This is a genomic window from Glacieibacterium frigidum (genome assembly GCF_007097155.1).
GTDB lineage: Bacteria > Pseudomonadota > Alphaproteobacteria > Sphingomonadales > Sphingomonadaceae > Glacieibacterium > Glacieibacterium frigidum.
This window is the reverse complement of sequence record NZ_VJWA01000001.1, coordinates 1,154,393-1,180,560: the sequence shown is the minus strand read 5'-3', so window position 1 is coordinate 1,180,560 and position 26,168 is coordinate 1,154,393. Positions and strand designations below refer to the sequence as shown.

General features: G+C 68.2%; 24 protein-coding genes. 13 read left to right on the top strand and 11 right to left on the bottom strand.

Annotation, left to right across the window (positions count from 1 at the left end):
* Nucleotide 1 precedes the first annotated feature (1 nt).
* The 3 genes from sdhA to sdhC are packed head-to-tail and all read right to left on the bottom strand — an operon-like array spanning nucleotide 2 to nucleotide 2,577.
* Nucleotides 2–1,789, bottom strand: coding sequence for a succinate dehydrogenase flavoprotein subunit (sdhA, locus tag FMM06_RS05720; protein ID WP_143555190.1), 1,788 nt, complete (start codon nucleotides 1,787–1,789; stop codon nucleotides 2–4).
* A complete protein-coding gene (sdhD, locus tag FMM06_RS05715; RefSeq protein WP_143555189.1) occupies nucleotides 1,789–2,172 on the bottom strand; it encodes a succinate dehydrogenase, hydrophobic membrane anchor protein in 384 nt (127 codons plus the stop codon). The genes sdhA and sdhD overlap by 1 nt, the downstream gene beginning before the upstream one ends.
* A 3-nt stretch (nucleotides 2,173–2,175) precedes the next feature.
* Nucleotides 2,176–2,577 carry a succinate dehydrogenase, cytochrome b556 subunit gene (sdhC, locus tag FMM06_RS05710; RefSeq protein ID WP_143555188.1) on the bottom strand — a complete coding sequence of 134 codons (402 nt, stop codon included), beginning with the start codon at nucleotides 2,575–2,577 and terminating at the stop codon, nucleotides 2,176–2,178.
* Between the two features lie 200 nt (nucleotides 2,578–2,777).
* On the opposite strand from sdhC, the gene FMM06_RS17150 reads away from it, so the two are divergent.
* From FMM06_RS17150 to FMM06_RS05695, 3 genes are all read left to right on the top strand, one after another.
* Entirely contained in the window at nucleotides 2,778–3,422 is a 645-nt protein-coding gene (locus FMM06_RS17150; RefSeq protein WP_235889092.1) for a PEPxxWA-CTERM sorting domain-containing protein, read from the top strand.
* A gap of 73 nt (nucleotides 3,423–3,495) precedes the next feature.
* On the top strand, nucleotides 3,496–4,233 hold the full coding sequence (locus FMM06_RS05700) for a DUF4329 domain-containing protein (RefSeq protein WP_143555187.1): 738 nt from the start codon (nucleotides 3,496–3,498) through the stop codon (nucleotides 4,231–4,233).
* Nucleotides 4,234–4,240: 7 nt separating this feature from the next.
* Nucleotides 4,241–4,501: a hydantoinase B/oxoprolinase family protein gene (locus FMM06_RS05695; RefSeq protein WP_143555186.1), complete on the top strand. Its 261-nt coding sequence runs from the start codon at nucleotides 4,241–4,243 to the stop codon at nucleotides 4,499–4,501.
* Here the strand turns inward: FMM06_RS05695 and FMM06_RS05690 are convergent.
* Complete coding sequence (locus FMM06_RS05690) at nucleotides 4,498–5,421, bottom strand: helix-turn-helix transcriptional regulator (RefSeq protein WP_143555185.1); 924 nt, start codon at nucleotides 5,419–5,421, stop codon at nucleotides 4,498–4,500. The genes FMM06_RS05695 and FMM06_RS05690 overlap by 4 nt on opposite strands.
* Nucleotides 5,422–5,495: 74 nt before the next feature.
* On the opposite strand from FMM06_RS05690, the gene FMM06_RS05685 reads away from it, so the two are divergent.
* Together FMM06_RS05685 and FMM06_RS05680 are read left to right on the top strand one after the other, a co-directional pair.
* Entirely contained in the window at nucleotides 5,496–6,197 is a 702-nt protein-coding gene (locus FMM06_RS05685) for a pentapeptide repeat-containing protein (RefSeq protein ID WP_143555184.1), read from the top strand.
* Nucleotides 6,198–6,263: 66 nt separating this feature from the next.
* Nucleotides 6,264–7,046, top strand: a complete 783-nt coding sequence (locus FMM06_RS05680; RefSeq protein ID WP_143555183.1) for an ADYC domain-containing protein — start codon at nucleotides 6,264–6,266, stop codon at nucleotides 7,044–7,046.
* A 3-nt stretch (nucleotides 7,047–7,049) separates the two neighbouring features.
* Here the strand turns inward: FMM06_RS05680 and FMM06_RS05675 are convergent, their stop codons facing one another.
* Entirely contained in the window at nucleotides 7,050–8,051 is a 1,002-nt protein-coding gene (locus FMM06_RS05675; protein WP_143555182.1) for a hypothetical protein, read from the bottom strand.
* Between the two features lie 192 nt (nucleotides 8,052–8,243).
* Here FMM06_RS05675 and FMM06_RS05670 point away from each other — a divergent pair, with 192 nt between their 5' ends.
* Nucleotides 8,244–8,705, top strand: a complete 462-nt coding sequence (locus FMM06_RS05670) for a hypothetical protein (protein WP_143555181.1) — start codon at nucleotides 8,244–8,246, stop codon at nucleotides 8,703–8,705.
* A 49-nt stretch (nucleotides 8,706–8,754) separates the two neighbouring features.
* Here the strand turns inward: FMM06_RS05670 and fghA are convergent, their stop codons facing one another.
* Entirely contained in the window at nucleotides 8,755–9,579 is an 825-nt protein-coding gene (gene fghA / locus FMM06_RS05665; RefSeq protein ID WP_143555180.1) for an S-formylglutathione hydrolase, read from the bottom strand.
* Nucleotides 9,579–10,685 carry an S-(hydroxymethyl)glutathione dehydrogenase/class III alcohol dehydrogenase gene (locus tag FMM06_RS05660; protein WP_143555179.1) on the bottom strand — a complete coding sequence of 369 codons (1,107 nt, stop codon included), beginning with the start codon at nucleotides 10,683–10,685 and terminating at the stop codon, nucleotides 9,579–9,581. The genes fghA and FMM06_RS05660 overlap by 1 nt, the downstream gene beginning before the upstream one ends.
* 129 nt (nucleotides 10,686–10,814) lie before the next feature.
* Here FMM06_RS05660 and FMM06_RS05655 point away from each other — a divergent pair, with 129 nt between their 5' ends.
* The 4 genes from FMM06_RS05655 to FMM06_RS05640 all read left to right on the top strand — a co-directional run bounded on the left by FMM06_RS05655 (nucleotide 10,815) and on the right by FMM06_RS05640 (nucleotide 16,429).
* Nucleotides 10,815–11,990 carry a BaiN/RdsA family NAD(P)/FAD-dependent oxidoreductase gene (locus tag FMM06_RS05655; protein ID WP_143555178.1) on the top strand — a complete coding sequence of 392 codons (1,176 nt, stop codon included), beginning with the start codon at nucleotides 10,815–10,817 and terminating at the stop codon, nucleotides 11,988–11,990.
* 221 nt (nucleotides 11,991–12,211) lie between these two features.
* Entirely contained in the window at nucleotides 12,212–12,925 is a 714-nt protein-coding gene (locus tag FMM06_RS05650; RefSeq protein ID WP_143555177.1) for a PEPxxWA-CTERM sorting domain-containing protein, read from the top strand.
* 181 nt (nucleotides 12,926–13,106) lie between these two features.
* Nucleotides 13,107–15,251 (top strand): methylmalonyl-CoA mutase, encoded by a 2,145-nt coding sequence (gene scpA, locus FMM06_RS05645; protein WP_143555176.1) that lies wholly within the window; start codon nucleotides 13,107–13,109, stop codon nucleotides 15,249–15,251.
* A complete protein-coding gene (locus tag FMM06_RS05640) occupies nucleotides 15,251–16,429 on the top strand; it encodes a vWA domain-containing protein (protein WP_143555175.1) in 1,179 nt (392 codons plus the stop codon). Before scpA ends, FMM06_RS05640 begins: the two co-directional genes overlap by 1 nt.
* Before the next feature lie 4 nt (nucleotides 16,430–16,433).
* On the opposite strand, the gene FMM06_RS05635 is transcribed toward FMM06_RS05640, so the two are convergent.
* Entirely contained in the window at nucleotides 16,434–19,487 is a 3,054-nt protein-coding gene (locus FMM06_RS05635) for a TonB-dependent receptor plug domain-containing protein (protein ID WP_143555174.1), read from the bottom strand.
* Between the two features lie 216 nt (nucleotides 19,488–19,703).
* Between FMM06_RS05635 and dacB the strand changes: the two genes are divergently transcribed.
* Nucleotides 19,704–21,110, top strand: coding sequence for a D-alanyl-D-alanine carboxypeptidase/D-alanyl-D-alanine endopeptidase (gene dacB, locus FMM06_RS05630; RefSeq protein ID WP_143555173.1), 1,407 nt, complete (start codon nucleotides 19,704–19,706; stop codon nucleotides 21,108–21,110).
* Between the two features lie 16 nt (nucleotides 21,111–21,126).
* Here the strand turns inward: dacB and FMM06_RS05625 are convergent, their stop codons facing one another.
* Both FMM06_RS05625 and FMM06_RS05620 read right to left on the bottom strand, forming a co-directional pair.
* The gene (locus tag FMM06_RS05625; RefSeq protein ID WP_143555172.1) at nucleotides 21,127–22,374 is read right to left on the bottom strand and encodes a nitric oxide synthase oxygenase; all 1,248 of its coding nucleotides are present in this window, start codon (nucleotides 22,372–22,374) and stop codon (nucleotides 21,127–21,129) included.
* A gap of 2 nt (nucleotides 22,375–22,376) precedes the next feature.
* Entirely contained in the window at nucleotides 22,377–23,873 is a 1,497-nt protein-coding gene (locus FMM06_RS05620; protein ID WP_143555171.1) for a B12-binding domain-containing radical SAM protein, read from the bottom strand.
* Nucleotides 23,874–24,146: 273 nt separating this feature from the next.
* Here FMM06_RS05620 and FMM06_RS05615 point away from each other — a divergent pair, with 273 nt between their 5' ends.
* Entirely contained in the window at nucleotides 24,147–24,710 is a 564-nt protein-coding gene (locus FMM06_RS05615) for a CatB-related O-acetyltransferase (protein WP_235889090.1), read from the top strand.
* Nucleotides 24,707–25,240: a hypothetical protein gene (locus FMM06_RS05610; protein ID WP_143555169.1), complete on the top strand. Its 534-nt coding sequence runs from the start codon at nucleotides 24,707–24,709 to the stop codon at nucleotides 25,238–25,240. Before FMM06_RS05615 ends, FMM06_RS05610 begins: the two co-directional genes overlap by 4 nt.
* On the opposite strand, the gene FMM06_RS05605 is transcribed toward FMM06_RS05610, so the two are convergent.
* Nucleotides 25,194–26,123: a glycosyltransferase family 2 protein gene (locus FMM06_RS05605; protein WP_143555168.1), complete on the bottom strand. Its 930-nt coding sequence runs from the start codon at nucleotides 26,121–26,123 to the stop codon at nucleotides 25,194–25,196. The two genes, FMM06_RS05610 and FMM06_RS05605, sit on opposite strands and share 47 nt — an antisense overlap.
* Nucleotides 26,124–26,168 lie beyond the last annotated feature (45 nt).

The following is a 26,168-nucleotide window of genomic DNA, read 5'->3' as shown; positions in this document are numbered from 1 at the left end:
ATCAGTAAACCCGCGCCTTCGGCTTGATGTAGGACACCTCGTCGGTCAGCGTGTAATTGTGGACGGGACGCTGGGCGAGGGTGACGCCGCCGTCGCGGAACCAGGCCAGCGAGTGCTGCATGAACTTCTCGTCGTCGCGGTTGGGATAATCCTCGTGCATGTGCGCGCCGCGGCTTTCGTGGCGGGCTGCGGCGGCGTGCATCGTCACCACCGCCTGCGGGATCATGTTGTCGAGCTCGAGCGTCTCGATCAGGTCGGTGTTGAAGATCAGGCTGCGGTCGGCGATGCCGATGTCGGCCATGCGCTGGTACACCGCGTCGATCTTGCGCTGGCCTTCCTCGAGCACCTCGCCGGTGCGGAACACCGCGGCGTTCGACTGCATCGTCTTCTGCATCGCGCCGCGCACCAGCGCGGTCGGCGAGCCGCCCTTCGAGAAGCGATAGCCGTCGAGGCGGCCCAGCGCGAAGTCGGCGCTGTCCTTGGGCAGCGGCGCATGGTTGGTCTGCGGCTTGACCGTCGCGCCGATGCGGTGCGCCGTGGCGCGGCCGAAGACGACGAGGTCGATCAGGCTGTTCGACCCCAGGCGGTTGGCACCATGGACCGAGACGCACGCCGCCTCCCCCACCGCGAACAGCCCGGGCACGACCGAGTCCGGGTCGCCGTCCTTCAGCGTCACGACCTCGCCGTGATAGTTCGTCGGGATGCCGCCCATGTTATAGTGGACGGTCGGCGTAACCGGGATCGGCTCCTTGGTGACATCAACGCCGGCGAAGATCTTCGCGGTCTCGCTGATGCCGGGCAGGCGCTCGTGCAGCACTGCCGGGTCGATGTGGTTGAGGTGCAGGTTGATGTGGTCGCCCTCGGCGCCGACGCCGCGGCCTTCGCGCATCTCCATCGCCATCGAGCGGGAGACGACGTCGCGCGAGGCGAGGTCCTTCGCATGCGGGGCGTAGCGCTCCATGAAGCGCTCGCCGGCCGAGTTGGTCAGGTAACCGCCCTCCCCGCGCGCGCCTTCGGTGATCAGCACGCCGGCGCCGTAGATGCCGGTGGGGTGGAACTGAACGAACTCCATGTCCTGCATCGGCACGCCGGCGCGGATCGCCATGCCGCCGCCGTCACCGGTCGAGGTGTGCGCGCTCGTCGCCGAGAAGTAGCAGCGGCCGTAGCCGCCGGTCGCCAGCACGACCGAGTGCGCGCGGAAGCGGTGGATGGTGCCGTCCTCCATGCACATCGCGATGACGCCCTTGCACTCGCCGTTGACCATGATCAGGTCGATGGCGAAGTACTCGATATAGAAGTCGGTGTCGTACTTCAGGCTCTGCTGATACAGCGCGTGGAGCATCGCGTGGCCGGTGCGGTCGGCGGCGGCGCAAGTGCGCTGCGCCGGCGGACCGTTGCCCATGTCCTGCGTCATGCCGCCGAACGCGCGCTGGTAGATCTTGCCTTCCTCGGTGCGGCTGAACGGCACGCCGTAGTGCTCGAGTTCATAAACCGCCTTGGGTGCCTCCCGGCACAGATACTCGATGGCGTCCTGGTCGCCCAGCCAGTCCGACCCCTTGACGGTGTCGTACATGTGCCACGTCCAGTGGTCGGGCCCCATGTTGCCGAGGCTTGCGGCAATGCCGCCCTGCGCCGCGACGGTGTGCGACCGCGTCGGGAAGACCTTGGTGATGCACGCGGTCTTCAGACCCGTCTCGGCGATGCCCATCGCCGCGCGCAGGCCGCTGCCGCCCGCGCCGACGACGACCGCGTCGTACGTATGGTCGATGATCTTATAGGCTTCAGCCACTATGCCGCTCCGAGCGCTATCTTCAGGACGCAGAATACGCCCACCGCCGCGCCCGCCAGCGCGTAGAAATTAAGGGCCAGCAACGCGAGCAGCTTCGACCCTTCCTCGTGCAGGTAATCCTCGATGAACACCTGCAGGCCCAGGCGGAAATGCCAGAAGACCGAAGTAATGAGCAGGAGCATCGGCACCGCAGCGACGGGTTGCCGCAGCCACTCGGTGACCGCCGCGTACTGCAGCCCGGGCAGGCGAACGAGGCTGACGATGAACCACAGCACGAGGATGAGATTGCCCGCCGCGGTCACCCGCTGCAGCCACCAGTGGCCGGTCCCCGACTTCGCCGAGCCGAGGCCCCGCACGCGGCCGATCGCGGTTGCGCGTCCCATGGCTCAGACCCCCTTGGTCAGCAGGATGACGGCCCAGGTCAGCGCCGTCAGCGACACCGAGGCGACCATCGTGAGCGTTGCCAGCCGCTTCGACGCCAGGACTTCGAGCCCGGCGCCGGTGTCCATGATCAGGTGGCGGATGCCCGACATCATGTGCTGGAACATCACCAGCGTCAGGCCGACGCCGACGAGAATGCCGAACCAGCCTGTCGCGACGCCGTAGAAGATGTTGTACGCCTCGGCACCCGTCGCGGCGGCGACCAGCCACCATAGGAACAGCACCACCGCGCCGAACGCCAGCGCGCTGCCCGTCGCGCGGTGCAGGATCGACACCAGCATGTGCACGCGCCACTTCCAGATCGACAGATGCGGCGACAATGGTCGCGGGCGAACGACAGTCGCCATGGTTTCAGTCCCCTTGTTCGTACTCGCCGACGTTTTAGGCGTGTCGCGCTGCGGTGCAACCTTGGATTGAACGGTGCGACAGGCACGCCCGAGACCAAAGAATAATTATCGCGTGCCATGAGCCGTTTGGCGTGAGGACGGCGCCTAACCTCTCGACGACGTGTCGCACCCGGCGCGTCGCACCAGCAGGGGTGCTCTCCATGATGATCCGCCACGCCGTTCTCGTCGCCGCCGCCACGCTCGCCTGCTCGTCAGCACACGCCGCGACGATCAACCCGACGTCGTACGACATGATCGACGGCGGCGCGGGCGTCTTCCAGTACCAGGACGACACGTACAACGGCACCCGCGCGCCGAACGGTTATCTGAGCGGCGGGGTCGGCGAGCTGACCGACGGCGTCGTCGCGGCGGGGCCCTGGAACGTCACGCCGGGGCCGTATGTCGGCTGGCGCTTCATCTCGCCAGAGATCGTGTTCAACTTCGCGCCGCTGTCGAACCTCGCCAACGCCACCTTCCGCTTCGACAATGCGCAGGGCGTCGGCAACGTCTTCCTGCCCGACAGCCTGTCGTTCGATTTCGGCGGCGGCTTTGTCCAGTACACGCCGACGGTGACCTTCGAAGGCAATCTGGGTGTCTTCAGCTATGATTTCACCGGTATCAGCGCCTCGACATTCACCGTCCGCATCGACAGCGAGCAGGAGTGGTTCATGCTGACCGAAGTCGACTTCGACGGCACGCTCGCCACCGCGGTTCCGGAGCCCGGCACCTGGGCAATGCTGATCGCCGGCTTCGGCGCGGTCGGCGCCATGGCGCGCCGCCGGCGGGGCGCGACGGTCACCGCCTAGTCGATCCGACTATGGCGGCGATTCGGCATCGCGGCGACAACCCGTGGCTCGCGCAGCCAGGGAGTCGCCCGCGATGTTGGAGAGCGTACAAGCAACCGGCCGGTCCGCCGCCTCGGCGCCGGCGAGCCCGCCAAGTCCGGTCGAGCGGGCCCGTGAGCTGGGGGCGGCCGGCGACATCGCCGGCGCGGCGGCGCTGGTCCGCGAGCGCCCCGACCTGCGCGGCACGGTCGAAGATGCGCTGCTGCAGGCTGGCAATCCGGGCGGCATCGGCGACCTTGCCGACGCGCTGAAGCAGGCGGTCGAGAAGGCCATCGACACGGTGCGCGACGTCGTCGCCAAGGCGGCCGACGCGGTCACCGCTGCCGCGGCGGCGCGAACCGGCTTCCCGAACGTCGACGCTGCCGCACGCGCCGCGCTGACCGAGGCAAACCCGCAGTCGATCCGCGAGAACCTCGAGTTCGGCGGCCTCGTCTACAAGTCGCCTGACGGCACGTACGGCTACACGGCCCCGGCACGCGGGACTTCGACCGGGTTCGATCCGACCTCGGTGACCATCCCCAGCGGCACCACCCTGGTCGGCGACTTCCACACCCACGCCGACTATTCGATCGTCGATGCCTCTGGTAACGTCGTGCGCACCTCCGACCCCGCCCGCGACGACTTCAACAGCGACCAGTTCTCAACCACCGACCTCAGGGGGATCGCGGCCGATGCAGCTGGCAAGCCCGAGTATCGCGGCTATCTTGGCACTCCTAGCGGCAACTTCCGCGTGTTCGACCCCGCCGCCAACACCAACACCATCCTCAGGTAGGACGACCATGAGCACCGCACTCGCCCCCGAAGTCGAAACGCTGGAGCCCTGGGCTGCGACGCTCGTCGAGCAGGTCATCGCCGACCGCAGCCTCGATGCCGCGACCTATGCGCAGGAGTATCGCGACGACGGCACGCGCGTCACCGTCCTGCTGACGCGCCGCGACCGCCCCGCCGGACTGCGCGGCAGCGAACCCGGCAAGCCGAATTACGAGATCGTCCTCGACCGCGCCGGCAAGCGCGTCGAAAACGTGTCGGTGGTCCGCTAGCCCGACACCACCCGCAGCGTTGGGGGCGCAGCCGCCGGACTGCTCCCCCGCGCCAGCGATGCCATCGAGCGGATCATGATCATCGCGTCGCCGCCCTGCGCCAGCGCGGTCGGGCCGGTGTCGCGCCACAGATGCTTGACGACATGGTCGGGAACGCTGCCGTCCGGCGCAATCGGGTGTTCGGCGAGCAGCGCCTCGTAATGCGCGTCATCGGCGGCATCGTCGCCGCTCAGGTCCCCGACGCGTTCGAGCATGCACGCCGCGGCGACCGGCACGCCACCCGCATCCGCCATGCATGCCAGCGTCACGCCGTCGATGCAGTCGATGCGCGGACGGTGGACGCGGTTGAAGATCGCGAAGATCGAGCTGCCGGTCAGCTGGTTCGAGGCGCAGCAAAACATCTGGTCGCCGACCGCCATCGACCAGCCGACGAGGCGGCTGCTGAACAGGCCGATGCGGAAACGCAGGGGTCCGTCGGGGCTGGTCTGCATAATGACATGGTCGTGGACGAACTTGCCTGGAAATTCGGGGACCGGGCGCGTCGTGCGCCAGAACCCCGCGAGCGCCGTGCTCGCCGGACCGCTGGCCAGCGCCGCCTCGCGGAACTTGGGCACCGCGAGCCATTCGGCGAAGCCGCTCGGCACCGCGGACGGCGGCGGCGGCGGCGCGCTGACCGTCACGCCGAAGCGAGCGCCGAGCGCGGGCAGGTCGTGTTCCCAGTCGAGCATCGTGAAGCCCGGCTGACGTGCCGCGATCGCCTGCGTCAGCCGCGCGCAATTGTGCGCCGATGGGGAGACCTGCCCGTTGCACCAGCGGCCGACGAGCGACTTGTCGACACCGACATCGGCGGCCAGCCGACCGCGGCTGATCGACAGTGCCTTGAGCACCAGCGATAATTTGTCGGCGAACCCCTCTGCCATGCGGCAATCTGTCCATAACGGAACCGGTTTGGCAACCGTCGAAATGCAACCGTTGCAGGCCCGGTGCGCACCCGATGCACCGGTTGCGGCCCGCCGATGCATCTGCCCGGGCCCGGCGCCGCCCCCTAGAGGACCGCCATCGCCGCGGCAAAGCGGTGGCCATTCTTGGGAGACACGATCATGATCAAGACCATCACGCTCGCCGCCATCGGCACCTTCGTGCCGCTGCCCCCGCGCTCGCCGGGCCGGGCCTCGTCCTGCAGGGTCGCAGCACCAACGGCATCGCGACGCACGGGATCGCTGCGGCGAAGACGGCGCCGGTGCTGGCGACGCCCGCGGCACCCGCCCCCACTCCCGCCGCCGAGGAGCCGACCGATAAGCCGGTGCAGACCGCATGTGCCGGCTGCAGCATCAAGCTCAACGGTGCCAAGCTGAACGGCCTCGTGCTCAACGGCATTACGTGGAACGGGTGGCGGACCAACGGCGTGCAGCTGAACGGGATCTCGCTGCAGGGTGTGCAGTTCAACGGCATCTCGCTGCAGGGCGTGCAGTTCAACGGCCTCACGTTCAACGGTATCAAGTACAACGGCATCTCCCTGAATGCCAAGAACTTCAACGGCCTGGTCCTGAATGGCGTCGTCCTGAACGGCAGGTTCCTGAACGGGCGGCTGTTCAACGGAGCCGACACCGGCGCGGTCGCACAGACGGTTGGCACGGGCTTCGCGGTCACGGCCGTGACGCTGCCGAATGGTGAGCGCTTGACGATCGCCGGCTAAAGTTGAGAAGCTGTTAGGGGCGGCGCACGCGTGCCGCCCCGTTTGCCTGTCCGGGGGATCCTGTCGATGCGCCGCCTGCTGCACATACTCGGTCTGCTGGGTGCGCTGGCCGCTACGCCGGTCGCCGCCGCGACGCTGACCGTCGAGGGCAGCCGCTTCGTGCTGACCACCGATGCGGGTCAGCGCCTGACCTCCGAACAGCTGGTCGGCGCGGTGCTCGACATGACTGACCCCAATGGCCGGCCGATCCGCGCGCGCATCGATGCGGTCAGGCCCGCCAAGGAGCGCGCCGCGACATTGCTCCACGATTTGTCCGTACAACTGCCCGACGGCAGTTTTGCCCCGATGTGCGAGCCCGACGCCTATGGCCGCAAGTCGGGCTTTCCTGTCCCCGGCCAGTTCGATGCCGACGGCCGCTACTCCCGCCCGCCCGGCAAGTGGTTCCTGACCTGTACCTCGGGCAGCCAGGCCAAGTGCATCCTGTGGGGCTATGACCCCGCCAGCAGGGGGCCAGGCGGCGAGGACCTCGGGCCCTTCTACCAGGCGTGCCAGAACATGGTGCGCGCGGCCTACGACGGGCGCGGCGTCGCGCACACCCGCGACGGCACCTCGATCGACCTGTGGGACGTGCTGCGCATCCAGGTGCCGGATTCGACCGACGATCCGAAGTACAAGTTCGAGGCCGGGTGGGGCACCGCGGGCGCGGTCTGCGTCGCGCACACGCGCATCCCCGACATCCTGCCGCTCGACGTGCTGCTCAAGTCCGCGCCGCAGCTGCGCGCCAGCCCCTGCGACGAGGCCGAGGCCCGGCGCCGCGGCGCGCTGATCTTCAACCGGTCGAAGGGCTGAGGCTCACGCCGAGATCCGCGTGTAGGCGAGCGGCACCGCGCCCGACCCTTCGGTGAAATCGGCGCAGACGCGGTCGATGTCGGCGGCGATGTCGGGCGACAGCTCGACTTCCGAGACGCTGAGCGAGCGCTCCATCGGCTGGCGCAGGTGATGGTCGACGGTGCCGTCGACACGCGGCACGCCGACGACGCTGCGGATCGCGGCGCAGATCCGCGGGCCCGCAAGATCGTCGATGCGCCCTTCCACATACGCCGCCTTCATGCGCGCCGAGATCGCGGTCAGCACCGCCACCGGCGGCGGCGCGCCGTCGTCGCCGAGTTCGGCGATGCGTTGCAGGACGAACACCGTCGCGCCCGGTGTGCGGTAGCGGTCGCCCGCGACCGACATGGCGATGCCGTCGCAGCGATACGCCTTTTGCCCCGCGACGCCGTTGACGATCCAGTAGCTCATGCCGTCGGCACGGGCGTCGTCCTCGGCGATCGAGAACAGCTGGTGACGAATGATGAACAGCTCGCCGGCGTGCGAGAAGGACGGGTCGAACGAGCGGAAGAACAGCCGGTCGCCTTCGCGCCACAGGACGATCAGCTCGGCGAGCAGCTCGCCGGTGTTGCGGAAGGCGACGCGGAACAGCGCGTACAGGCCCGGATAGGCAGCGCCCTCGCGCGCCACCTCGACCGCGCTCTGCAGGCGCGAGTGGGGAATGTCCGACGGCGCGGCGGCGGGGCGTGGCGCGGGCTCCGGCGGAGGGGCTTCGCCGCCGAGCAATGCCGCGAAGGCATCGAGCGGCAGGTCCCATGACAGCTGGTTGAACGCCGGGACGCGCGCGCGGACGATGCCGGTCAGCACCGCGAGATAGGGGCCGCGCGGGGCGGCGATGCCGCGCGCCCAGCGGCTGACCAGCGACTTGTCGGCGCGCGCCTCCGACGACAGCGCCCCCTGACTGATGTTGAGCAGCTTCATGGCGAGCGACAGACGGTCGCCGAACTGCCTTGCCGGATCGGACATGCACACTCCCGAAACGGTTTCTGGGGCCATTTGCAACCGGGCGCAACCGCCTGCCTGCCAAAGCAAGCCTCCGCCGTTCATTGCACCTGTGATGAAACCGCGGCCCGGACGATAAGCGGGGCATCGGAGGCGCTGATGCCGCCGGCAACAAGATCAACAGCTTAACCGCAAGATTCAACAGGGAGAATTCACATGATCAAGGCTCTGACCATCGCCGCCGTCGCCGTCATCGGCACCTTCGCTGCAACCGCCCCCGCCAACGCCGGCCTGGCGATGAACGGCATCACGATCAACGGCATCTCGCTTAACGGGATCACGATCAACGGCATGGCGATGAACGGCCTCGCGACGAATGGCCTGTTTACCAACGGCATGAAGCTCAACGGCATGCAGCTCAACGGCATGGCGATGAACGGCCTGCAGCTCAACGGCCTGCGCGCGAACGGCTTCGTCCTGAACGGCCTCCGGCTCAACGGCTTCGTCGTGAACGGCCTCTCGCTCAATGGCCGCAACCTGCAGGGCCTCAGCCTGAACGGCACCAACTTCGCCGGCGTGCTGCCGACCAACGACGAGGCGCCCAAGCGCCCGATCGCGACCTTCGAGGTCAGCACCGTCACTTTGCCGACCGGCGAGACCGTCACCCTGACGCGCTGAACCCCACGTTTCCCCCGCCGTGGCAATCGGCCCGGCGGGGTCTTTCGCGCTACACCAGCCGCGCCGCGTGCCAGCGCAGATGATCCTCGATAAAGCTCTGGACGAAGAAATAACCGTGCTCGTACCCCGGCTGCCAGCGCAGGGTCAGCGGCACGGCCGCCGCCGCGCACGCATCGACGAGCAGTTCCGGCTTTAATTGGTCGATCAACCAAGGATCGGCGTCGCCCTGATCCACGAGCAGTTCGGACACGCGCGCCCCGTCCTCGATCAGCGCGACCGCATCGTGCCTGCGCCACGCCGCGCGGTCCTCGCCCAGATATTTCCCCAGTGCGTTGATCCCCCACGGCACCTGGTTCGGCGCGACGATCGGCGCGAAGGCCGAGACGCTGCGGAAGCGGTCGGGGTTGCGCAGGGCAAGCGTCAACGCGCCGTGCCCGCCCATCGAATGGCCGCTGATGCCTTGTCGGCTCATGTCCGCCGGAAAGTTCGCGCCGATCACGCCGAGCAACTCGTCGACGATGTGCGAATACATCCTGAAATGCTGGGCCCAGGGCGCCTGCGTCGCGTCGAGGTAGAAGCCCGCGCCCTGCCCCATGTCGTACGCCTCGTCGTTCGCGACGCCCTCGCCGCGGGGCGACGTATCGGGCGCGACGAGGATCAGGCCGAGCTCGGCGGCGATGCGCTGGGCGCCCGCCTTCTGGGTGAAGTTATCCTCGGTGCAGGTCAGCCCGGCGAGGAACCACAGCACCGGAAACGGCCCCTCGCCCGGCGGCACGAAAACCGCGAACCGCATCGCGGTGCCCGTCGCGGCGCTGTCGATGCGGTACGTCCCCTGCGTCCCGCCGAAGCATTTTGCGGTGCTGACGGTGTCCATCAGAACACCACCACGCTGCGGATGCTCTCGCCGCGGTGCATCAGGTCGAACGCCTCGTTGATGCGCTCCAGCGGGAAGCGGTGGGTGATCAGCGGGTCGATGACGACCTTGCCGTCCATGTACCAGTCGACGATTTTAGGGACATCTGTGCGCCCCCGCGCACCACCGAACGCGCTGCCCGTCCACACGCGCCCCGTGACGAGCTGGAAGGGCCGCGTGCTGATTTCCTTGCCGCTCTCCGCGACGCCGATGACCACCGACTTGCCCCAGCCGCGGTGGCAGCATTCGAGCGCGGCGCGCATCACGTCGGTGTTGCCCGTACAGTCGAAGCTGTAGTCCGCGCCGCCGCCGGTCAGCTCGATGATGTGCGGGACGACATTGTCCATGCCCTTCGACATCACGAAGTCGGTCATCCCGAACTGCCGCGCCATCGCCTCGCGCCCCGGGTTGATGTCGACCCCGACGATCCGCCCCGCGCCCGCCATGCGTGCACCCTGCAGCACGTTCAGGCCGATACCGCCCAGCCCGAACACCACCACCGTGTCGCCGACGCCGATGCCCGCGGTCCAGATCGCCGCGCCGACCCCCGTCGTGACCCCGCAGCCGATGTAGCACGACGTGTCGAACGGCGCGTCGGGGCGCAGCTTCGCCACCGCGATCTCGGGCAGCACGGTGAAGTTCGAGAAGGTCGAGCAGCCCATGTAGTGGTGCAGCATCTGGCCCTTGTAGCTGAAGCGCGAGGTACCGTCGGGCATCACGCCCTTCCCCTGCGTCGCGCGGATCGCGGTGCACAGGTTGGTCTTGCCGCTGAGGCATGACTTACACTTGCGGCATTCGGGGGTGTAGAGCGGGATGACATGCTCGCCGACCGCGACCGAGGTGACGCCCGGCCCTACCTCGCGGACGATGCCGGCGCCCTCGTGCCCCAGGATGGTCGGGAACAGCCCCTCCGAATCGAGCCCGTCGAGCGTGTAGGCGTCGGTGTGGCAGATGCCCGTCGCCATGATCTCGACGAGCACCTCGCCCTCGCGCGGCCCTTCGAGGTCGACCTCGACGATTTCGAGCGGGGTCTTCGCGGCGAAGGCGACGGCGGCGCGGGTTTTCATCCTGGTGGGTCTCCGGTTCGTATGTCCCTCTAGCCGCGTCATGCTGGCGAATGCCAGCACCCATGGTGGTGCACCTGCGCCGATGGGTGCTGGCGTACGCCAGCATGACGCGCGTAGGGGGTGCGCTGCATGAAATCCCCCACCCCCTACGATGCGATCATCCTCGGCGCCGGCGGTGCCGGGCTGATGTGCGCCGGTATAGCGGCGCAGCGCGGCAAACGCGTGCTGGTGATCGACCACGCCCCGGAGCCGGGGAAGAAGATCCTCATCTCGGGTGGCGGGCGGTGCAATTTCACCAATCTGGGCGCAGCCCCCGATCGCTATCTGTCGGCGAACCCGCACTTCGCGAAGTCGGCGCTGGCGCGCTACACGGGGCAGGACTTCCTCGAGCTCGTCGTGCGCCACCGCATCGCGTGGCACGAGAAGACGCTGGGCCAGCTGTTCTGCGACGGTTCGGCGCGCCAGATCGTCCGACTGCTGCTCGACGAGGCCGATGGCGCGGAGATCGCGCTGGGCAGCCCGATCCGCGACGTCAGCTATGCCGATGGGCAGTTCGGCGTGACCTTCGGCGACCGCACAGCGAGCGCCCCCGCGCTGGTCATTGCCACCGGCGGCCCCGCCATCCCGAAGCTCGGCGCGACCGGCTTTGCCTACGACCTCGCGCGCAAGTTCGGCCTCAAGGTCGTCGAGCCGCGCCCTGCCCTGGTGCCGCTGACCCTCGGCGCCGACGAGGCGCTGTTCCGCGAGCTGTCGGGCGTCGCCACGCCGGTGGTCGCGCGCTGCGGCAAGGTGGCGTTCGCCGAGGCTGCACTGTTCACCCATCGCGGCCTGTCGGGCCCGGCGATCCTGCAGATCTCGAGCTACTGGAAGCACGGTGCATCGGTGGGCATCGACTTCCTGCCCGGCGCCGACCCGGGCTGGGCGCTCGCGGCCAAGCGTACCCGCCCCCGCGCGACGCTGCGCAGCCTGATCGGCGGCCATCTGCCCGACCGGCTGGCAGAGGCGCTGGGCGCCCGCATCGCGCTGCCCGGCGACCTTGCGAGCCTGACCGACCGCGCGCTCGGCGCCGTCGAGGCGCGCCTGTCCGACTGGCGCTTCACCCCGAACGGCAGCGAGGGCTTCGCCAAGGCCGAGGTAACCGCTGGAGGGATCTCGACGGCTGGCCTGAGCTCGCAGACGATGTCGGCGCGCCACCTGCCCGGCCTTTACGCGATTGGCGAAGCGGTCGACGTGACGGGCTGGCTTGGCGGTTATAATTTTCAATGGGCCTGGGCGAGCGGCGTCGCCGCGGGGCGTTCGCTTTGATCCAGGTTAAGATTGTGCTTTCAGCAGGATAGCCGTCGACACGGGCGGGACGGCCTGGGCTCAGAGTGTCGCGACTATCCGACGATCGTAACGGTCGTGCGTAGAGTGTCGAGATTCTTTACACTCGTTGCGAAGGTCCGAAGGCTTCACGATGGTGAAACGGGTTGGCCCGGTACTTGCATCGCGTTTTACCGCGAAGGTTCGTGTAGGGAGAGTTTTTAATGAACAAGTTTTTTGCAACGCTGGCGGTCGCCGCCGCGGTTGCCGCAGCCCCGGCCGCTGCCGTGGTCAACACGTCGGCTTTCGGTCAGTTCAACGGCGTCAACGGCAACGGCGGCTTCAGCTATGGTTACACCGACGGCGTGACGCTGACGGCGTTCGATGGCAGCGGCACCGGTGCGCCGACGTGCGCCTTCGGGACGGGCTCGACCTGCCTGTTCTCGACCGCGAACAACGCCGGGCTGGTCCCGCAGGCTTCGGTCGGCGGCAGCTTCCCGACGGTCAACGTTCCGGCGACCGCGATCCTGGTTCACCCGGGCGACAGCGACTCGCTGTCGAACTACATCGCCTTCACGCTGCCTGAGAGCGGCGACTTCAACTATCTGATCAACATCCAGTCGCGCGGTATCGATACCACCACCGGCATCGGCTACCGCACCTTCACGTCGGTCGGCGGCGTCGTGACGCTCGGCACGCGTGGCGTGATCTCGAACTACCTCGACTCGGCGACGCTGAGCGGGATCACCTCGCTGAACAGCGGCGACGTGTTCGGCTTCATCATCGACCGCAACGGCAGCTTCGGTGGCGATTCGACCGGCGTCAACTTCAGCATCAGCACGGTGCCGGAGCCCGCAACCTGGGGCCTGATGATCGCCGGCTTCGGCATGGTCGGCTTCGCCGCCCGCCGCCGCACGCGCACGAGCGTCACGGCCTGACGTTCGACGTCATCTGAAATTGGGGGGCGCCGTGGCAACACGGCGCCCCTTTTTCGTTCAGCCGCACGTGCTGGCAGTGCAGGCCGTTCCTCTGCGCCTCCCTCAGACCGCTGCAACGCGCGCCCGCACTTGACGCACTGCCCTGCCCCGCGTCATCCCGGTGGGGAACGGAGCAGCAATAATGTCCATCCCCCTCCTCGCCGACTGGCAGGCCCTCGCGGAACGCGAATCCAAGGGGCCGCTGAGCGACTGGACGACGCCCGAGGGGATCGCGGTCAAGCCGCTCTACACCGCCGCCGACACGGCGAGCCTCGACCCCGGCCTGCCCGGCCTCGCGCCGTTCACGCGCGGCGTCCGCGCGACGATGTATACGGGGAAGCCCTGGACGATCCGCCAGTATGCGGGCTTCTCGACCGCCGCGGCATCCAACGCCTTCTATCGCCGTAATCTCGCGGCCGGGCAGAAGGGGCTGAGCGTCGCCTTCGATCTCGCGACGCACCGCGGCTACGACAGCGACCACCCGCGCGTCACCGGCGACGTCGGCAAGGCGGGCGTCGCGATCGACAGCGTCGAGGACATGAAGATCCTGTTCGACGGCATCCCGCTCGACAAGATGTCGGTCAGCATGACGATGAACGGCGCAGTGATCCCGATCCTGGCGTTCTTCATCGTCGCGGGCGAGGAACAGGGCGTCGCGCGGTCGCTGCTCGACGGGACCATCCAAAACGACATCCTAAAGGAGTTCATGGTCCGCAACACCTATGTCTATCCGCCCGCCCCCAGCATGCGGATCGTCGCGGACATCATCGCCTACACCAGCGCCGAGATGCCGAAGTTCAACTCGATCTCGATCAGCGGCTATCACATGCAGGAAGCCGGCGCGACGCAGGTCCAAGAGCTCGCGTTCACCATCGCCGACGGCATGGATTACGTCCGCGCCGCGCAGGCGCAGGGGCTCGACATCGACGCCTTCGCGGGGCGGCTGAGCTTCTTCTTCGCGATCGGCATGAACTTCTTCATGGAGGTCGCCAAGCTGCGCGCCGCGCGCCTGTTGTGGCATCGCGCGATGACGCAGCTCGGCGCCAAGTCCGAGCGCTCGAAGATGCTGCGCACCCATTGCCAGACCAGCGGCGTGTCGCTGACCGAGCAGGACCCGTACAACAATGTTGTCCGGACAACTGTCGAGGCGCTCGCCGCAGTGCTCGGCGGCACCCAGTCGCTCCACACCAACGCGCTCGACGAGGCGATCGCGCTCCCGAGCGAGTTCTCGGCGCGGATCGCGCGAAACACGCAGCTGATCCTGGCCAAGGAAACCGGTGTCACCAACGTCGTCGATCCGCTGGGCGGCAGCTATTATGTCGAGGCGCTGACCAGCGAACTCACCGAGACCGCCTGGGCGCTGATCGAGCGCGTCGAAGCCGAGGGCGGCATGACTCAAGCGATCGCCGCCGGGTGGCCCAAGCAGATGATCGAGGAGGCCGCCGCCGCCAGCCAGTCGCGCGTCGACCGCGGCGAGACGGTGATCGTCGGCGTCAACAAGTACCGCCTGGCGCAGGAAGACAAGATCGACACGCTGATGGTCGACAACGTCGCCGTCCGTGACGACCAGGTGGCACGCCTCGCGGCCCTGCGGGCGGCGCGCGACGAGGCGGCGTGCACAGAGGCACTCGATGCCTTGCGCGAGGGTGCGAAGGGCTCGGCCAACCTGCTCGCGCTGGCAGTCGAGGCGGCGCGCGCCCGCGCCACCCTCGGCGAGATTTCGTCGGCGATGGAGGACGTGTTCGGCCGCTACGGCACGACGCCGGTGCCGGTGAAGGGCATCTACGGCGAGGCGTACAAGGGCGACCCGCGCTGGGCGGCGGTGCAGGAGGGCATCGCGTCGGTCGAGGCGCGGCTGGGCCACAAGCCGAAGATCCTGATCGCCAAGATGGGCCAGGACGGCCACGACCGCGGCGCGAACGTCGTGGCGTCGGGCTTCGCCGACCTGGGCTTCGACGTCGTCTCGGGCCCGCTGTTCCAGACCCCCGACGAGACGCTGGCAATGGCGCTGGTGGCGTCGGTCGACGCGATCGGCTGCTCCTCGCTGGCGGCAGGCCACCGCACGCTGATCCCCGAACTCATCGACCGCCTGCGCGCCGCGGGCCGCAGCGACATCAAGGTCTTCGCGGGCGGCGTCATCCCGGCGGGCGACTACGAGTTCCTGCGCGCCGCCGGCGTGTCGGGCATCTACGGCCCGGGGTCGAACATCGTGGATTGCGCGGCGGACGTGCTGCGGATGCTGGGGCACAACATGCCGCCCGAGCCGCTTTCGGAGGCAGCAGAGTAATGTTCCTCAACTTCCTCGACGAACTCCGCGCCGCCAAGATTCCTGCGTCGACCAAGGAGCATCTGACGCTGCTCGCGGCGCTGCAGGCCGATGTGATCGACCGGAATATCGAGGATTTCTACTATCTAGCGCGCGCGACCTACGTGAAGGACGAGGGCCTGCTCGACCGGTTCGACCAAGTCTTTTCCAAGGTGTTCAATGGTATCGAGCCGACGGTCGAGCTGGGTACCGCGGAGATCCCCGAGGAGTGGCTCAAGCGCATCGCCGAACTCAACCTGAGCCCGGAGGAAATGGCCGAGTTGCAGAAGCTTGGCTGGGACAAGCTCATGGAGACGCTCAAACAGCGGCTCGAGGAGCAGAAGGAGCGGCACCAGGGCGGCAACAAGTGGATCGGCACGGGCGGAAAGTCGCCGTTCGGCGCGTACGGCTCGCATCCCGAAGGCGTGCGCATCGGCCAGGCCGAGGGGCGCAAGGGGTCGGCGGTAAAGGTCTGGGACAAGCGCGAGTTCAAGAACCTCGACAGCTCCGTCGAACTCGGCACGCGCAACATCAAGGTCGCGCTGCGCCGCCTGCGCAAGTTCGCGCGCGACGGCGCGGCTGACGAGCTCGATCTCGACGCCACCGTCAGCGGCACGGCGAAGAAGGCCTACCTCGACATCGTCATGCGCCCCGAGCGGCACAATGCGGTCAAGCTGCTGCTGATGCTCGACGTCGGCGGGTCGATGGACCCACACATCAAGGTTTGCGAGGAGCTGTTCTCAGCCGCCCGCAGCGAATTCAAGCATCTGGAATTCTTCTACTTCCACAACTGCCCGTACGAGGCGCTGTGGCAGGACAACAAGCGGCGCTGGTCGGAGCGCACGCCGACGATGGACCTGCTCCACAAGTTTCCGCACGATTACAAGCTGGTGTTCGTCGGCGACGCGTCGATGAGCCCGTACGAGATCAACTATCCCGGCGGCTCGGTCGAGCATTGGAACGAGGAAGCGGGCGACGTCTGGATGCGCCGCATGCTCGACGTCTATCACGCCGCCGCGTGGCTGAACCCCATCCCCGAGAAGAGCTGGGGGCACAGCCAGTCGATCCAGATGATCAAGACGGTCATGGAAGACCGCATGTACCCGCTGTCGCTCGAAGGGCTGGACCGCGCCATGAAGGCGCTGACGCGGTCGCACTAAACCCCTATCGCAGCGCGACCCTGACCCCGACGCGGAACTGCCGGCCCAGCAGGTCCGAGTAGGTGCTGTTCGCGGCCAGACCCGTCTCCGGCACCAGCAGCGGGTCGGCATCGAACAGGTTGGTCACGTTCACGAACAACTGCGCGTCCCGGCCGCCCATCTCGACCTTCGCCGTGATGTTGAGGTCGGCGTAGAACAGGCCCTTCACGCGGTTCTCTTCATAAGTCGGGAACAGCGTCGTCGAGACCGGGCAGTTGGTCTGGCACTCGATGCCGTTCGCGACATACTTGCCCGCGCTGACGCCGCGACCGACGCCGGTGACCGAGAAGGTCGGCGTGTCATAGGTCGCGCTGAAGCGGTAGATCCACTTCGGCGTGCTCGCCTGGCCGCCGTTCGCCCCGACCGAGTTGACGACCACGGCGCCGGGCACGCCGCTGTTGAACAGATTGTCGATGTACCGCGTCGCGACGCCGCGCAGCGTCACCGTCCCCGGCGCCTTGTCGAAGATCGCGTCGAGCGGCAGGCGGTAGCTGGCGTCGATGTCGACCCCGCGCACCAGCTGGCTGGCGGCGTTGAACGGCTGGCTGCGGAACAGCAGATAGGGCTGGCCGGGGATCGAGCGCGACGGATCGGTGGTGTAGGCGTCGCAGAACTGCTGCTGCCCGCGGAAGCACAGGTCGATGATGTCCTGCGCGCTGAAGGTGCTGATCGCGTCCTTCAGGTTGATCCGGAAATAATCGACCGACAGGTTGAAGCCCGGGATGAAGCTCGGCGCGACGACGACGCCGGCGTTCCAGGTGTCCGACTTCTCTGCCTTCAGGGCAAGATTGCCGGTGACGTTCGCCGAATAGCCGAAGGTCGCCGGGCCGTTCAGGCCGTCGTTGGTGAAGGCCGGGTTGCGCACCGAATCGCTGTTGGCGGAACCGGCGGCGAACAGCTCGTTCAGGTTGGGCGCCCGGATGTCGCGCGAGCGCGTAACCCGGAAACGAACGTCCTTGATCGGCTGCCAGGTCGCACCGGCCTTCCACGTCGTGACATAGCCCGCGGTCGAATAGTCGGTCGCACGCGCCGCGCCGTTGAACTCGATGCCCAGGCCCAGCGGCACGACCACCTCGACATAGGCTTCCTTGACATTGTAGCTGCCGTTCGTCGGCAGATAGTTGCCGACCGACCAGCGGTTCGTAGTCGTCGGGCGGCCGTTGGCGTCGAGCGTGGCGAGCGGCTGGAACTCGTCGGGGACGAAGCCCCTGATCTGCTCCTTGCGATACTCCGCGCCGACCGCGACGCTGACGTCGCCCGCCCAGGTGGCGAACGGGGTCAGCGCGAGGTTCACGGCGGCGTTGTACTGCTCGACCGTCTCGTCGCGGTAGGGATTGCCGAGCACATAGGCGATCGCCGCGGGGTTCGCGACGCCGATGCCGAGGCGATTGAGCGGTACGCAGGCGCGGTCGTCGTTCGCCGCGCTGGCATCGACGTTGATCGCGCACTGGATCGACCCCGTCGCATACCCTCCAGTGTTGCCGGCGGGCGCGAAGACCGCGGCGGTCGCATTGGCCATGCGGCCGATGTTCATGATGTCCTGAAGGCCCTCGCGCAGGTCGGCGCGGCCGTACTGGCCGTAGAGGTCCCACAGCGCGTCCTTGCCGAACAGCTCGAAGCTGCCCTTGGCACCCAGCGTGTAGCGCTGCACCTCGCGCTTGTTGGCGACGCCGCGGAACGGCAGGTCGGCCGCCGTCGAGGCGATCGTCACGCTGGTGATGCCGGTCAGCGCCGCCGGCCCGAGGGCGTTGTACAGGAAGGCGTTGCAGGTCGTCGGCGCCGCAGCCGCCGTCGCCGCCGTGCCGCAGCCGGTCGCCGACAGCGAGACGCCGGTCGCGAGGTTCGGGCCGGCGTTGAAGAAGATCTTCTGCCGGTTGTACGACGCCTCGGCGAACAGCTCGGTATTCGCGCCGACTTCATAGCTCAGCCGGCCGAAGAAGCCGTAGCGGTCGTCCTCGGGATCGAGGCCGATGCGGCGGCCGGAGTCGTTGACCTGCCAGTCGCCACCCTGGGTCAGCGTCGGTGCGGCGGCACCCGACGGCGCCGGGAAGGTCAGCGCGCCGTACTGGTACTGCTGGACCGCGCCGCCAACCCCGAAATAGGTGCCGCGCAGGCGGTTGGCGACGCCACCGGCCGATCCGGTGATCAGGCCGCCGGGGGTCGAGTTCGCCGCGCCGACCTGGCGGCGGATCAGGAACTGCGGCACGCTGGAGTTGGTCGTCGCGTTGTACGCCGGGTTCTGGATGCGGACGTAGCCGGTCGCGTTCCAGGCGCGATCGACCTGGAAGATGCCGTCGCGGTGCGCGATCTCGCCCGACAGCAGGATGTGACCGCGCTTGTCGCTGCCGAAGGCCAGGCCGCCGGCGACGCTCGCCGAATAGTTGAAGCCGTCGCCGCGCTCGGTGACGCCGCTGTCGGCATTGACCTTCAGCCCCTCATACTTCTTGTCGAGCACGAAGTTGACGACGCCCGCGACCGCGTCGGAGCCGTACGCTGCGGACGCGCCGCCGGTGACGACCTCGATGCTCTGCACCAGCGACTGGGGGATGGTGTTGACGTCGACCAGGCCGGTGATCGTCGAGCCGACCGAGCGCCGCCCGTCAAGCAGAACAAGGGTGCGGATCTCGCCCAGGTTGCGCAGGTTGAGCGCGTTGATGCCCGCCTGCCCGCTCGACAGGTTGAGGCGCGAGTTGGCGGGCCGGGTCGAGCCCGCGAGCGCCGGCATCTGGTTGACGAAATCGGCGATGTTGTTCGACGGCGAGGAGGTCTGGATCTCCTCCTGCGTCAGCACCATCAGCGGCGTCGGCGCCTGGAAGCCGTCGCGCGCGACGCGCGAGCCGGTGACGATGATGTCTTCCTCGACGCTCGCCGCCGCAACCTCGGCCGGGGTTTCGGTCGCCGTCGCGGGTCCCGCCGTCTGCGCGAGGGCGGGCGATGCGAGGCCCAGCACGACCGCCAGCGCGGACCAGCTCGACGCCGTGCGCAGCGCGCAATACGGCCGGACTTTCAGTGACTTCATCTTCCCACCCTCGTTTGTGCCCGTGCCCGCGCCGGCTTGTGCCGGTCTGCTGCCCACGCCCCTGTCGACTGCCGCCGCATCCGGATCGGAGCGGCGAAACCTGATCGAAAGGTGCGCGGCGTCGCCCGTGCGCGTCAAGCGCGCAAAGCATTGTCTATGGCCTGCACGCGCTTATGGCCGCATGAGTGTGTCATAAATGCTAGGTCGCCCGGCTTGATGATCCGTCTGGTCCTGTCCCTCCTGCTCGTCGCTGCCGCCCCCCTCGACCCGGCGGTCGAGCGCGCGCTCGCCGGCGCCGGGCCCGGCACGCGCATCGGCCTCGTCGTCGTCGACGACCAGGGCCGGGAGATCGTCGCGGTCCGGCCCGATGACCGCTTCGTGCCCGCGTCGAACACCAAGATGTTCACGACCGCCGCAGCCTTCGCGCTGCTCGACACGAGCGCGGCCGATGGCGGCGCCGGGGCGTCGGTGCGGCTGGAGGGTCGCGACGTCGTCATCGCGGGCCATGGCGACGCGCGCCTGTCGAGCGCCGCCGACTGCCTGAGCGACTGCCTGATCGAGCTGGCGCGCGTCGTCGCGGCGCGGACGCGCGTCGTCCACGACGTGATCGGCGACGACAGCGCCTTTCCCGACGAACGCTGGCCGCAGGGCATGAGCTGGAACAACATGCCCGGCCGCTACGGCACGGCGATCTCGGCGCTGACGATCGACGACAATGTCGTGCCCGTCGTCGTCTCGCCCGGCAGGCCCGGCGCGGCCCCGTCGCTGACGAGCGACGGCTATTACAGCATCGTCAATCGCGCCGTCACGGGCGGCACGGGGTCAAGGCTGAGCGTCGAACGTGTGCCGGGCAGCGCGGTGTTGCGCGTCACGGGGCACATCGCCGCCGGGCAGGCTCCGGTGACGCTGAGTGTCGCGGTCGACGACCCCGCGCACCGGGCGGCTTGGCGGCTCGCCGACCTGCTGCGGACGCTGGGGGTGCGCGTCACGGGCACGGTCGGGACGTGGCACCGTCCGCTCGCAGCGTTCGACGACCCGGCGACGCGGGACACCGCGCCCCCGCCGCGCCTGCCGCGACAGCCGGTCCTCGCGCGCCTCGCGCCGCCGCCGCTGACCGAGAATCTGCGGGTGATCAACAAGGTCAGCCAGAACCTCCACGCCGAACTGCTGCTGCGCCGCGTCGGCGCAGTCGCGGGAACGGGCTCGGTCGCCGACGGGCAGCGCGCGGTGCGCAACATGCTCGACACCGCGGGCGTCGAGCGCTGGTCGTATGACTTCGCCGACGGCTCGGGCATGTCGAGCTACAACCGCCTGACCCCGCGCGCCGCGGTACGCTTCCTGCGCTGGACGCAGGGCCAGACGTGGGGGCCAGCGTGGCAGGCGACGCTGCCTGTGGCCGGCGTCGACGGTACGCTGTCCCGGCGCTTCCGCGGCACACCGCTAGAAGGCAAGCTGTTCGCCAAGACCGGAACGCTGAACGCCGCGAACGCCTTGTCGGGATTCATGATCGCGGCAAGCGGGCGGATGCTGGTCTTCTCGGCGCTGGCGAACGACATGCCGGGCGATGCCTCGGCGACAGCAGCGGTGGATGCAGCGCTGCTCGCCGTAGCAGCTGCCAATTAGCCCCCCGGGGCGGCGGTCAACCGCGCGTGCGTAGCCAGTGCCGCAGGCGGCGCTTGATACGGTCGACCCGGCGTAGCGTCCGGCCGCGCTGCTCGGTCAGCTTGGCGGAGCGCAGTGCCGCGCCGTCGATCGCGCGCGTGCGGTAGAAATTGGGCACGTCGTGATGGTCGGTCATCGGCAGATGGAACACCGGGCACGCCGCCGACGCCTGTGGCGGGACGATCCACGCCCAGTTGCCCGAGACGTCGCGGCCCAGGGCATGCTCGATCCGGACGAAGTCGATGTACTGCTGGCTCGCCGCATGATGGTCGATGATGGCGGCCTCGGCCGCATTGAAGCTGGACAGTACGGCGCGGTTCAGCTCGGTCAGCGCGCGGTCCTTCCAGTATGGGTCGGCCTTGTCGACGCCGATCGCGTCGCCGACGCGGTCGAGCAGATTGTACCGCGCCTGATCCACGAAGTTTCGCGAGGCGATCTCGGTCGCCATGTAGAATCCGTTGAACGGCGCGCATGGATAATCGATGCCGCCGATGGTCAGGATCATGTCGGTGACGAGTGGCACCGTGTACCAGCGCAGCCCGAGAGACGCGATGCCGGGCAGCGTCGGGTGCACGATATCGACCTCGCGCACTGTTCCCGGGGGCAGTTCGTACAGCCGCCGCGGCCCGGTCGCGTCGCGGATGACGAACGGCAGCAGGTCGAAGGCGCTGGGGGTTGCCGGTGGCTGCCAGCCCAGCGCGATCGCCGAGCGCGTCGCCTCGACATTCTGCGGATCGCCGAGCACCCCGTCGTCCCGCAGATAGCCCGCATATTGCGTGAGCTGGTGGCAATCGAAATAGGCCGTGGGCCGGTCGTCTCGCGCCGGGCCGAAGATCGTGATGGCGGAGCGGCGGGCGCCGCTGGTCGTCGACTTGCCGAGGTGGGCGATGACCCGCAGCGCCATTTCATCGGGGTCGGTCACGTCGCGGGCGTCGTTGACCTCGAGCGACTTCCAGTACAGCCGCCCGATGCAATTGGCGTGGTTGCGCCACGCAACGCGCGCGCCGAAGCTCAGCTCGGCGGTGGTGTGGGTATAGCTGCCGGTGCGCTGCAACTCCGCCAGCACCGCGCGCGTGCGCTTCTCGAGGTCGGCGGGCGGGAGCTCGAGCTCGTGGTGGTACAGCTTCAGGAAGTCGATCGCCTCCTCGCGGCGTTCGCCCTTGGTCAGCCGTCTGAGGCGCCGCCGCAGCGGATCTGACTGCGTCCAGCTGTCGACATAGGTCACGCCTACATCAGCCCATCGAACGCCTGGGCCGACGAGCGCAGCTTGCGGCGGTTGATGGCATGGACGGCACGCGCGACCTCGGCCTTCGCCCGGCGATAGTCCCGGTGACCGGTGTCGGTGTTGACGTACAACGCGCGGGCGTTGCGATGGTCGTAGCGGTGCACCACGATGCCCGGAAAGGCGGCCGGGTCGGCGGCGACCCGGTCGTAGATCGGCGTGCCGGTCAGGATCGAGAAGTCGTTGAAGCGCACGCGGTCGATGAAGGGCTGATGCCGCCGCAGAAAGTCGGCGGTCTTCATCAGATCATCGGGGGTGTCGCCGGGATAGCCCTTGAACATCGTTGCGCGGACACTCAGCCCGGCGTCGTGCGCCTCGCGGATGAATTCGCTGTTCGCCTCGACCGTGCAGCCCTTGTCCATCAGGTCGAGCATGCGCTGGCTGCCGCTCTCCAGTCCGAAGCTGACGCGCCGCATGCCGGCGGCCACCGCAGCGCGCAGATAGGCGCGCGACAGGCCGTTGTTGGCACGCTGATCGACGTGCACCGTGCCGATCCACTGCGCGCCGCGGACGCTACGCTGCACCCCGTCGATCAGGCCGCGGAAGAAGGCCGGATTGGAATTGAGCTTCAGGTCGAGAAACAGGAAGTTCGTCGTCTGGTGACGCCGCGCCTGTTCGCGCATCTCGTTGAGGACGGACTCCACGCTGCGACCGCGATAGGTCCGGCCGCTGACCGAGACGATGTCGCTGCAGAAATTGCACTTGTTCCACTGGCAGCCGCGCCCGGCCATCACCGGGATGATGTGGATGCGGTAGCGGTCCCAGGGAAAGTCCGAAAAATCGGGCACCGGGACGGCCTCGAGCGAGCGCAGCGGCGGCGCAACCGCGGACTTCGCGCCGCTGGGGAGGACGACACCGCCGAACTGCAGCAGGTCGCCGCCGTCGATCGCCGCCCGGACGATGTCCGGGATCGACAGATCGGCCTCCGCCCCGACCAGCGCGGTCAGGCCCGGGATGTCGCGCCAGGCGTCGGCGGTCTCGGCCTGGTTGAACATCGGGCCGCCGAGCAGCAGCGGAACGCCGCGCGCAGCCGCCATGCGCCCGATCTCGACGACGGTGCGGTAGTGCTGAAGATAGGCCGACAACAGGATGGCGCCCGGCTGCTGGTCGAGGGCGCGCGCGACTTCGGCGAGCACGCGCGGCTGCGGCCGGTTCTTCAGCCAGGCGCGTGTCCGTCGCGCACCGTCGCGGGCCCAGCGCAGCGTCGGATGCGTCGATAGGTGGACGCGCCGCGCCAGCTGGTCCCAACTGCGTTCGGCACGTTCGCGTTCGGCGGCGGGAACGTCATGCGCGAGCGGGGAGACGAGCTGCACGCCGAAGCCGGCATTGCGCAGCGACGCGACCAGCAGCCCGATCGCCAGCGTCGGAAAGGTGGCGAAGTTGTTGAGGTCGACGAAGACGACCCGCGCGCCCTTCAGCGAACGGATCGGTTTCAGCGCCATGGCGAATGGCCCGCGCGGCGGCGGGCGGTGACGGACCGCGCGCGCGAACCGGCGACGTTACGATCCATTTCAACGGCCCCCACAACCCCGACGTCCCCAAAACTCATGTCGATTCCGCGGCGAAATGGCAATCGCCAACGGGCTCATAACGCGCGGTTTGTGCCGCCCCGGTGCCACCGGGCAGGTTTCGTCTGTTTTGGCCCCGTAATCTGTCATATCGATTGTGCGATGGGGACCCTGCAACGTCTTGGCGAGAGGGTTTGGCTCAAACTGTTGCTGCGGCGGGAGTACGAGTCTCTCTCGCTGCGCCGCTGGTTCGCTGCTCGCTACGAGATCGAGGTCGGCCTCTACAGCTATGGCTGCTTCGATCCGCTGCGCGTCTCGGGACGCACGCGGATTGGCCGCTATTGCTCGATCGCGCCCAGCGCGCGCATCGTCGGCGCCAACCATCCGCTCGATGCACTGACCACGCACCCCTATCTCTACGATGCCGGGCTCGGGGTCATCGCGGCAGACCGGCTCGATCCGGCCTGGCTGACGATCGGCGACGATGTCTGGATCGGCCATAACGCGACGGTGATGCCGGGCTGCAAGTCGATCGGCCGGGGCGCCGTGATCGGGACGGGCGCGGTCGTGACGCAGGCGGTCGAGCCCTATACGATCGTCGCAGGCGTACCGGCGCGACTCCTGCGCCGCCGCTTCACGCCCGAAGTGATCGCCGCGATCGAAGCGACGCGCTGGTGGGACAACGACAAGGCCTGGCTGCGCCGTCTGGCGGCGGCGCACCCGGCCGCGGCATACGCGCCCGACGCCGCGGCGCTCGCGGAGGTCCGGTGACGACGGCAGAAACGATCGACCGTGACGAGTATCACGCATTGCGGGCGGAGATCATCACGCGGATCAGGCTGCAGAACGTCATCCTGATGTTGCTGATGCCGCTGTTCCTCGCGGCCGCGCTGGCCATGGCCGTGTATCCGACGACGACGCGGATCATGCCGCTTATCTATACGATCGTCTGCGGCATCGGTGGGCTGCTCTGGATCCACCACGCCGCACGGACGACGCAGATCAAATACTATCTGCGGCTGATCCTCGAGCCGCGCCTGCGCGACGGCGGCGGGTGGGAGCGGTGGCACGCCGCCAATCGGGTCGCCGGCCTGCTCGGCTCGCGCTGGCGCATCTCGACGATCGGCGTGTTCATCGGCAGCGATCTCGCGATGCTGGGCCTCGCCTGGCTGATTGCGCCAGAGGCCACCGCGGGTTCCGCCACTCTCCTGACGCTGGCGGCGATCGGCACGGCGGCGGTACTGCTGCTGCCGCCTAAGATGTCGCCCGAGCTTCGTGCCCGGGTTGCAGCAGACACTTGATCACGAGCTTCTGCGCGAAGACGAAGCGGTCGAAGCGGCTGCGACCGAGCACCAGCACCGATCCCGGCGGCACCGGCCGTGCCCGCTTGCTGCGCAGCATCCGGACGGCATGCGGCGCGATCGACGCCAGCACGAGCCAGCTGCGCAGCCAGAACGCCAACGCCCCGAGCGGCCGGCCGCGGTGGAACTCGAATTCCTCGGCGGTCATCCGCCGCCAGCGGTAGCGCAATTGCGGCCAGCTGATCAGCGCCGGGTGCTCGACGACGACATCGGCTGCGCTCGCCAGCGGTATTCCGCGGGCGAGCGCACGGTATGACCAGTCCTTGTCTTCGGGCACGCCCGTCTCGAACGCGCCGATCAGGTCGAAGGCGGCGCGCGTGCAGAACAGGTTGGCAGTCAGAAGATGGCGCGAGCGTTTCAGGAAGCGCGCAGCATCGACGCCGAATTCCATGTCGAAAGCCTCTATCGCTGTCGGCTGTCCGGCGACGGCTGGCGTGATGACGATCGCGCCGCCGAACACCGCCCGGGTCGACAATGCACGCCTGCCCGCCGCGATCCAGTCGGGCGCGGCCAAGCAATCGCTGTCGATGAAGGCGAGCCAGTCGCCGCTGCTCGCGGCCACGCCAGCGTTGCGTGCCGGCCCCGCACCGATCTTCGGCTCATGGAGGACGATAGCCGACGTGCAGATCGCGGCAGCATGCGCGCGGATTGCAGCCGCGTTATCAGCACTGCCGTTGGCGACGACGATGATCTCGTCGAACTCGGCCTGTTGGCTGGCAAGGGCTGCGACGCATTCAGTCAGTTGAACAGGATCGCCACGATGCGGAACGACGACCGATAGGCGCATGGGAAAATTAACCTGCGCATCCTGCACCGGCTTCACTGATCGGATCCCTGCAAATCCCGAGGTGACGCGCTATTGAGCCCG

Excerpts from the sequence above, each read along its gene's own strand:
- FMM06_RS05685 (WP_143555184.1), top strand. The coding sequence starts at position 5,496 with ATGCACCGGTTGCGGCCCGCCGATGCATCTGCCCGGGCCCGGCGCCGC.
- FMM06_RS05640 (WP_143555175.1), top strand. The coding sequence starts at position 15,251 with ATGTTCCTCAACTTCCTCGACGAACTCCGCGCCGCCAAGATTCCTGCG.
- FMM06_RS05675 (WP_143555182.1), bottom strand. The coding sequence starts at position 8,051 with ATGTCCGATCCGGCAAGGCAGTTCGGCGACCGTCTGTCGCTCGCCATG.
- FMM06_RS05635 (WP_143555174.1), bottom strand. The coding sequence starts at position 19,487 with ATGAAGTCACTGAAAGTCCGGCCGTATTGCGCGCTGCGCACGGCGTCG.
- FMM06_RS05620 (WP_143555171.1), bottom strand. The coding sequence starts at position 23,873 with ATGGCGCTGAAACCGATCCGTTCGCTGAAGGGCGCGCGGGTCGTCTTC.
- FMM06_RS05670 (WP_143555181.1), top strand. The coding sequence starts at position 8,244 with ATGATCAAGGCTCTGACCATCGCCGCCGTCGCCGTCATCGGCACCTTC.
- FMM06_RS05655 (WP_143555178.1), top strand. The coding sequence starts at position 10,815 with ATGAAATCCCCCACCCCCTACGATGCGATCATCCTCGGCGCCGGCGGT.
- fghA (WP_143555180.1), bottom strand. The coding sequence starts at position 9,579 with ATGGACACCGTCAGCACCGCAAAATGCTTCGGCGGGACGCAGGGGACG.
- FMM06_RS05700 (WP_143555187.1), top strand. The coding sequence starts at position 3,496 with ATGTTGGAGAGCGTACAAGCAACCGGCCGGTCCGCCGCCTCGGCGCCG.
- FMM06_RS17150 (WP_235889092.1), top strand. The coding sequence starts at position 2,778 with ATGATGATCCGCCACGCCGTTCTCGTCGCCGCCGCCACGCTCGCCTGC.
- FMM06_RS05690 (WP_143555185.1), bottom strand. The coding sequence starts at position 5,421 with ATGGCAGAGGGGTTCGCCGACAAATTATCGCTGGTGCTCAAGGCACTG.
- dacB (WP_143555173.1), top strand. The coding sequence starts at position 19,704 with ATGATCCGTCTGGTCCTGTCCCTCCTGCTCGTCGCTGCCGCCCCCCTC.
- FMM06_RS05660 (WP_143555179.1), bottom strand. The coding sequence starts at position 10,685 with ATGAAAACCCGCGCCGCCGTCGCCTTCGCCGCGAAGACCCCGCTCGAA.
- scpA (WP_143555176.1), top strand. The coding sequence starts at position 13,107 with ATGTCCATCCCCCTCCTCGCCGACTGGCAGGCCCTCGCGGAACGCGAA.
- sdhC (WP_143555188.1), bottom strand. The coding sequence starts at position 2,577 with ATGGCGACTGTCGTTCGCCCGCGACCATTGTCGCCGCATCTGTCGATC.
- FMM06_RS05680 (WP_143555183.1), top strand. The coding sequence starts at position 6,264 with ATGCGCCGCCTGCTGCACATACTCGGTCTGCTGGGTGCGCTGGCCGCT.
- FMM06_RS05695 (WP_143555186.1), top strand. The coding sequence starts at position 4,241 with ATGAGCACCGCACTCGCCCCCGAAGTCGAAACGCTGGAGCCCTGGGCT.
- sdhD (WP_143555189.1), bottom strand. The coding sequence starts at position 2,172 with ATGGGACGCGCAACCGCGATCGGCCGCGTGCGGGGCCTCGGCTCGGCG.
- FMM06_RS05650 (WP_143555177.1), top strand. The coding sequence starts at position 12,212 with ATGAACAAGTTTTTTGCAACGCTGGCGGTCGCCGCCGCGGTTGCCGCA.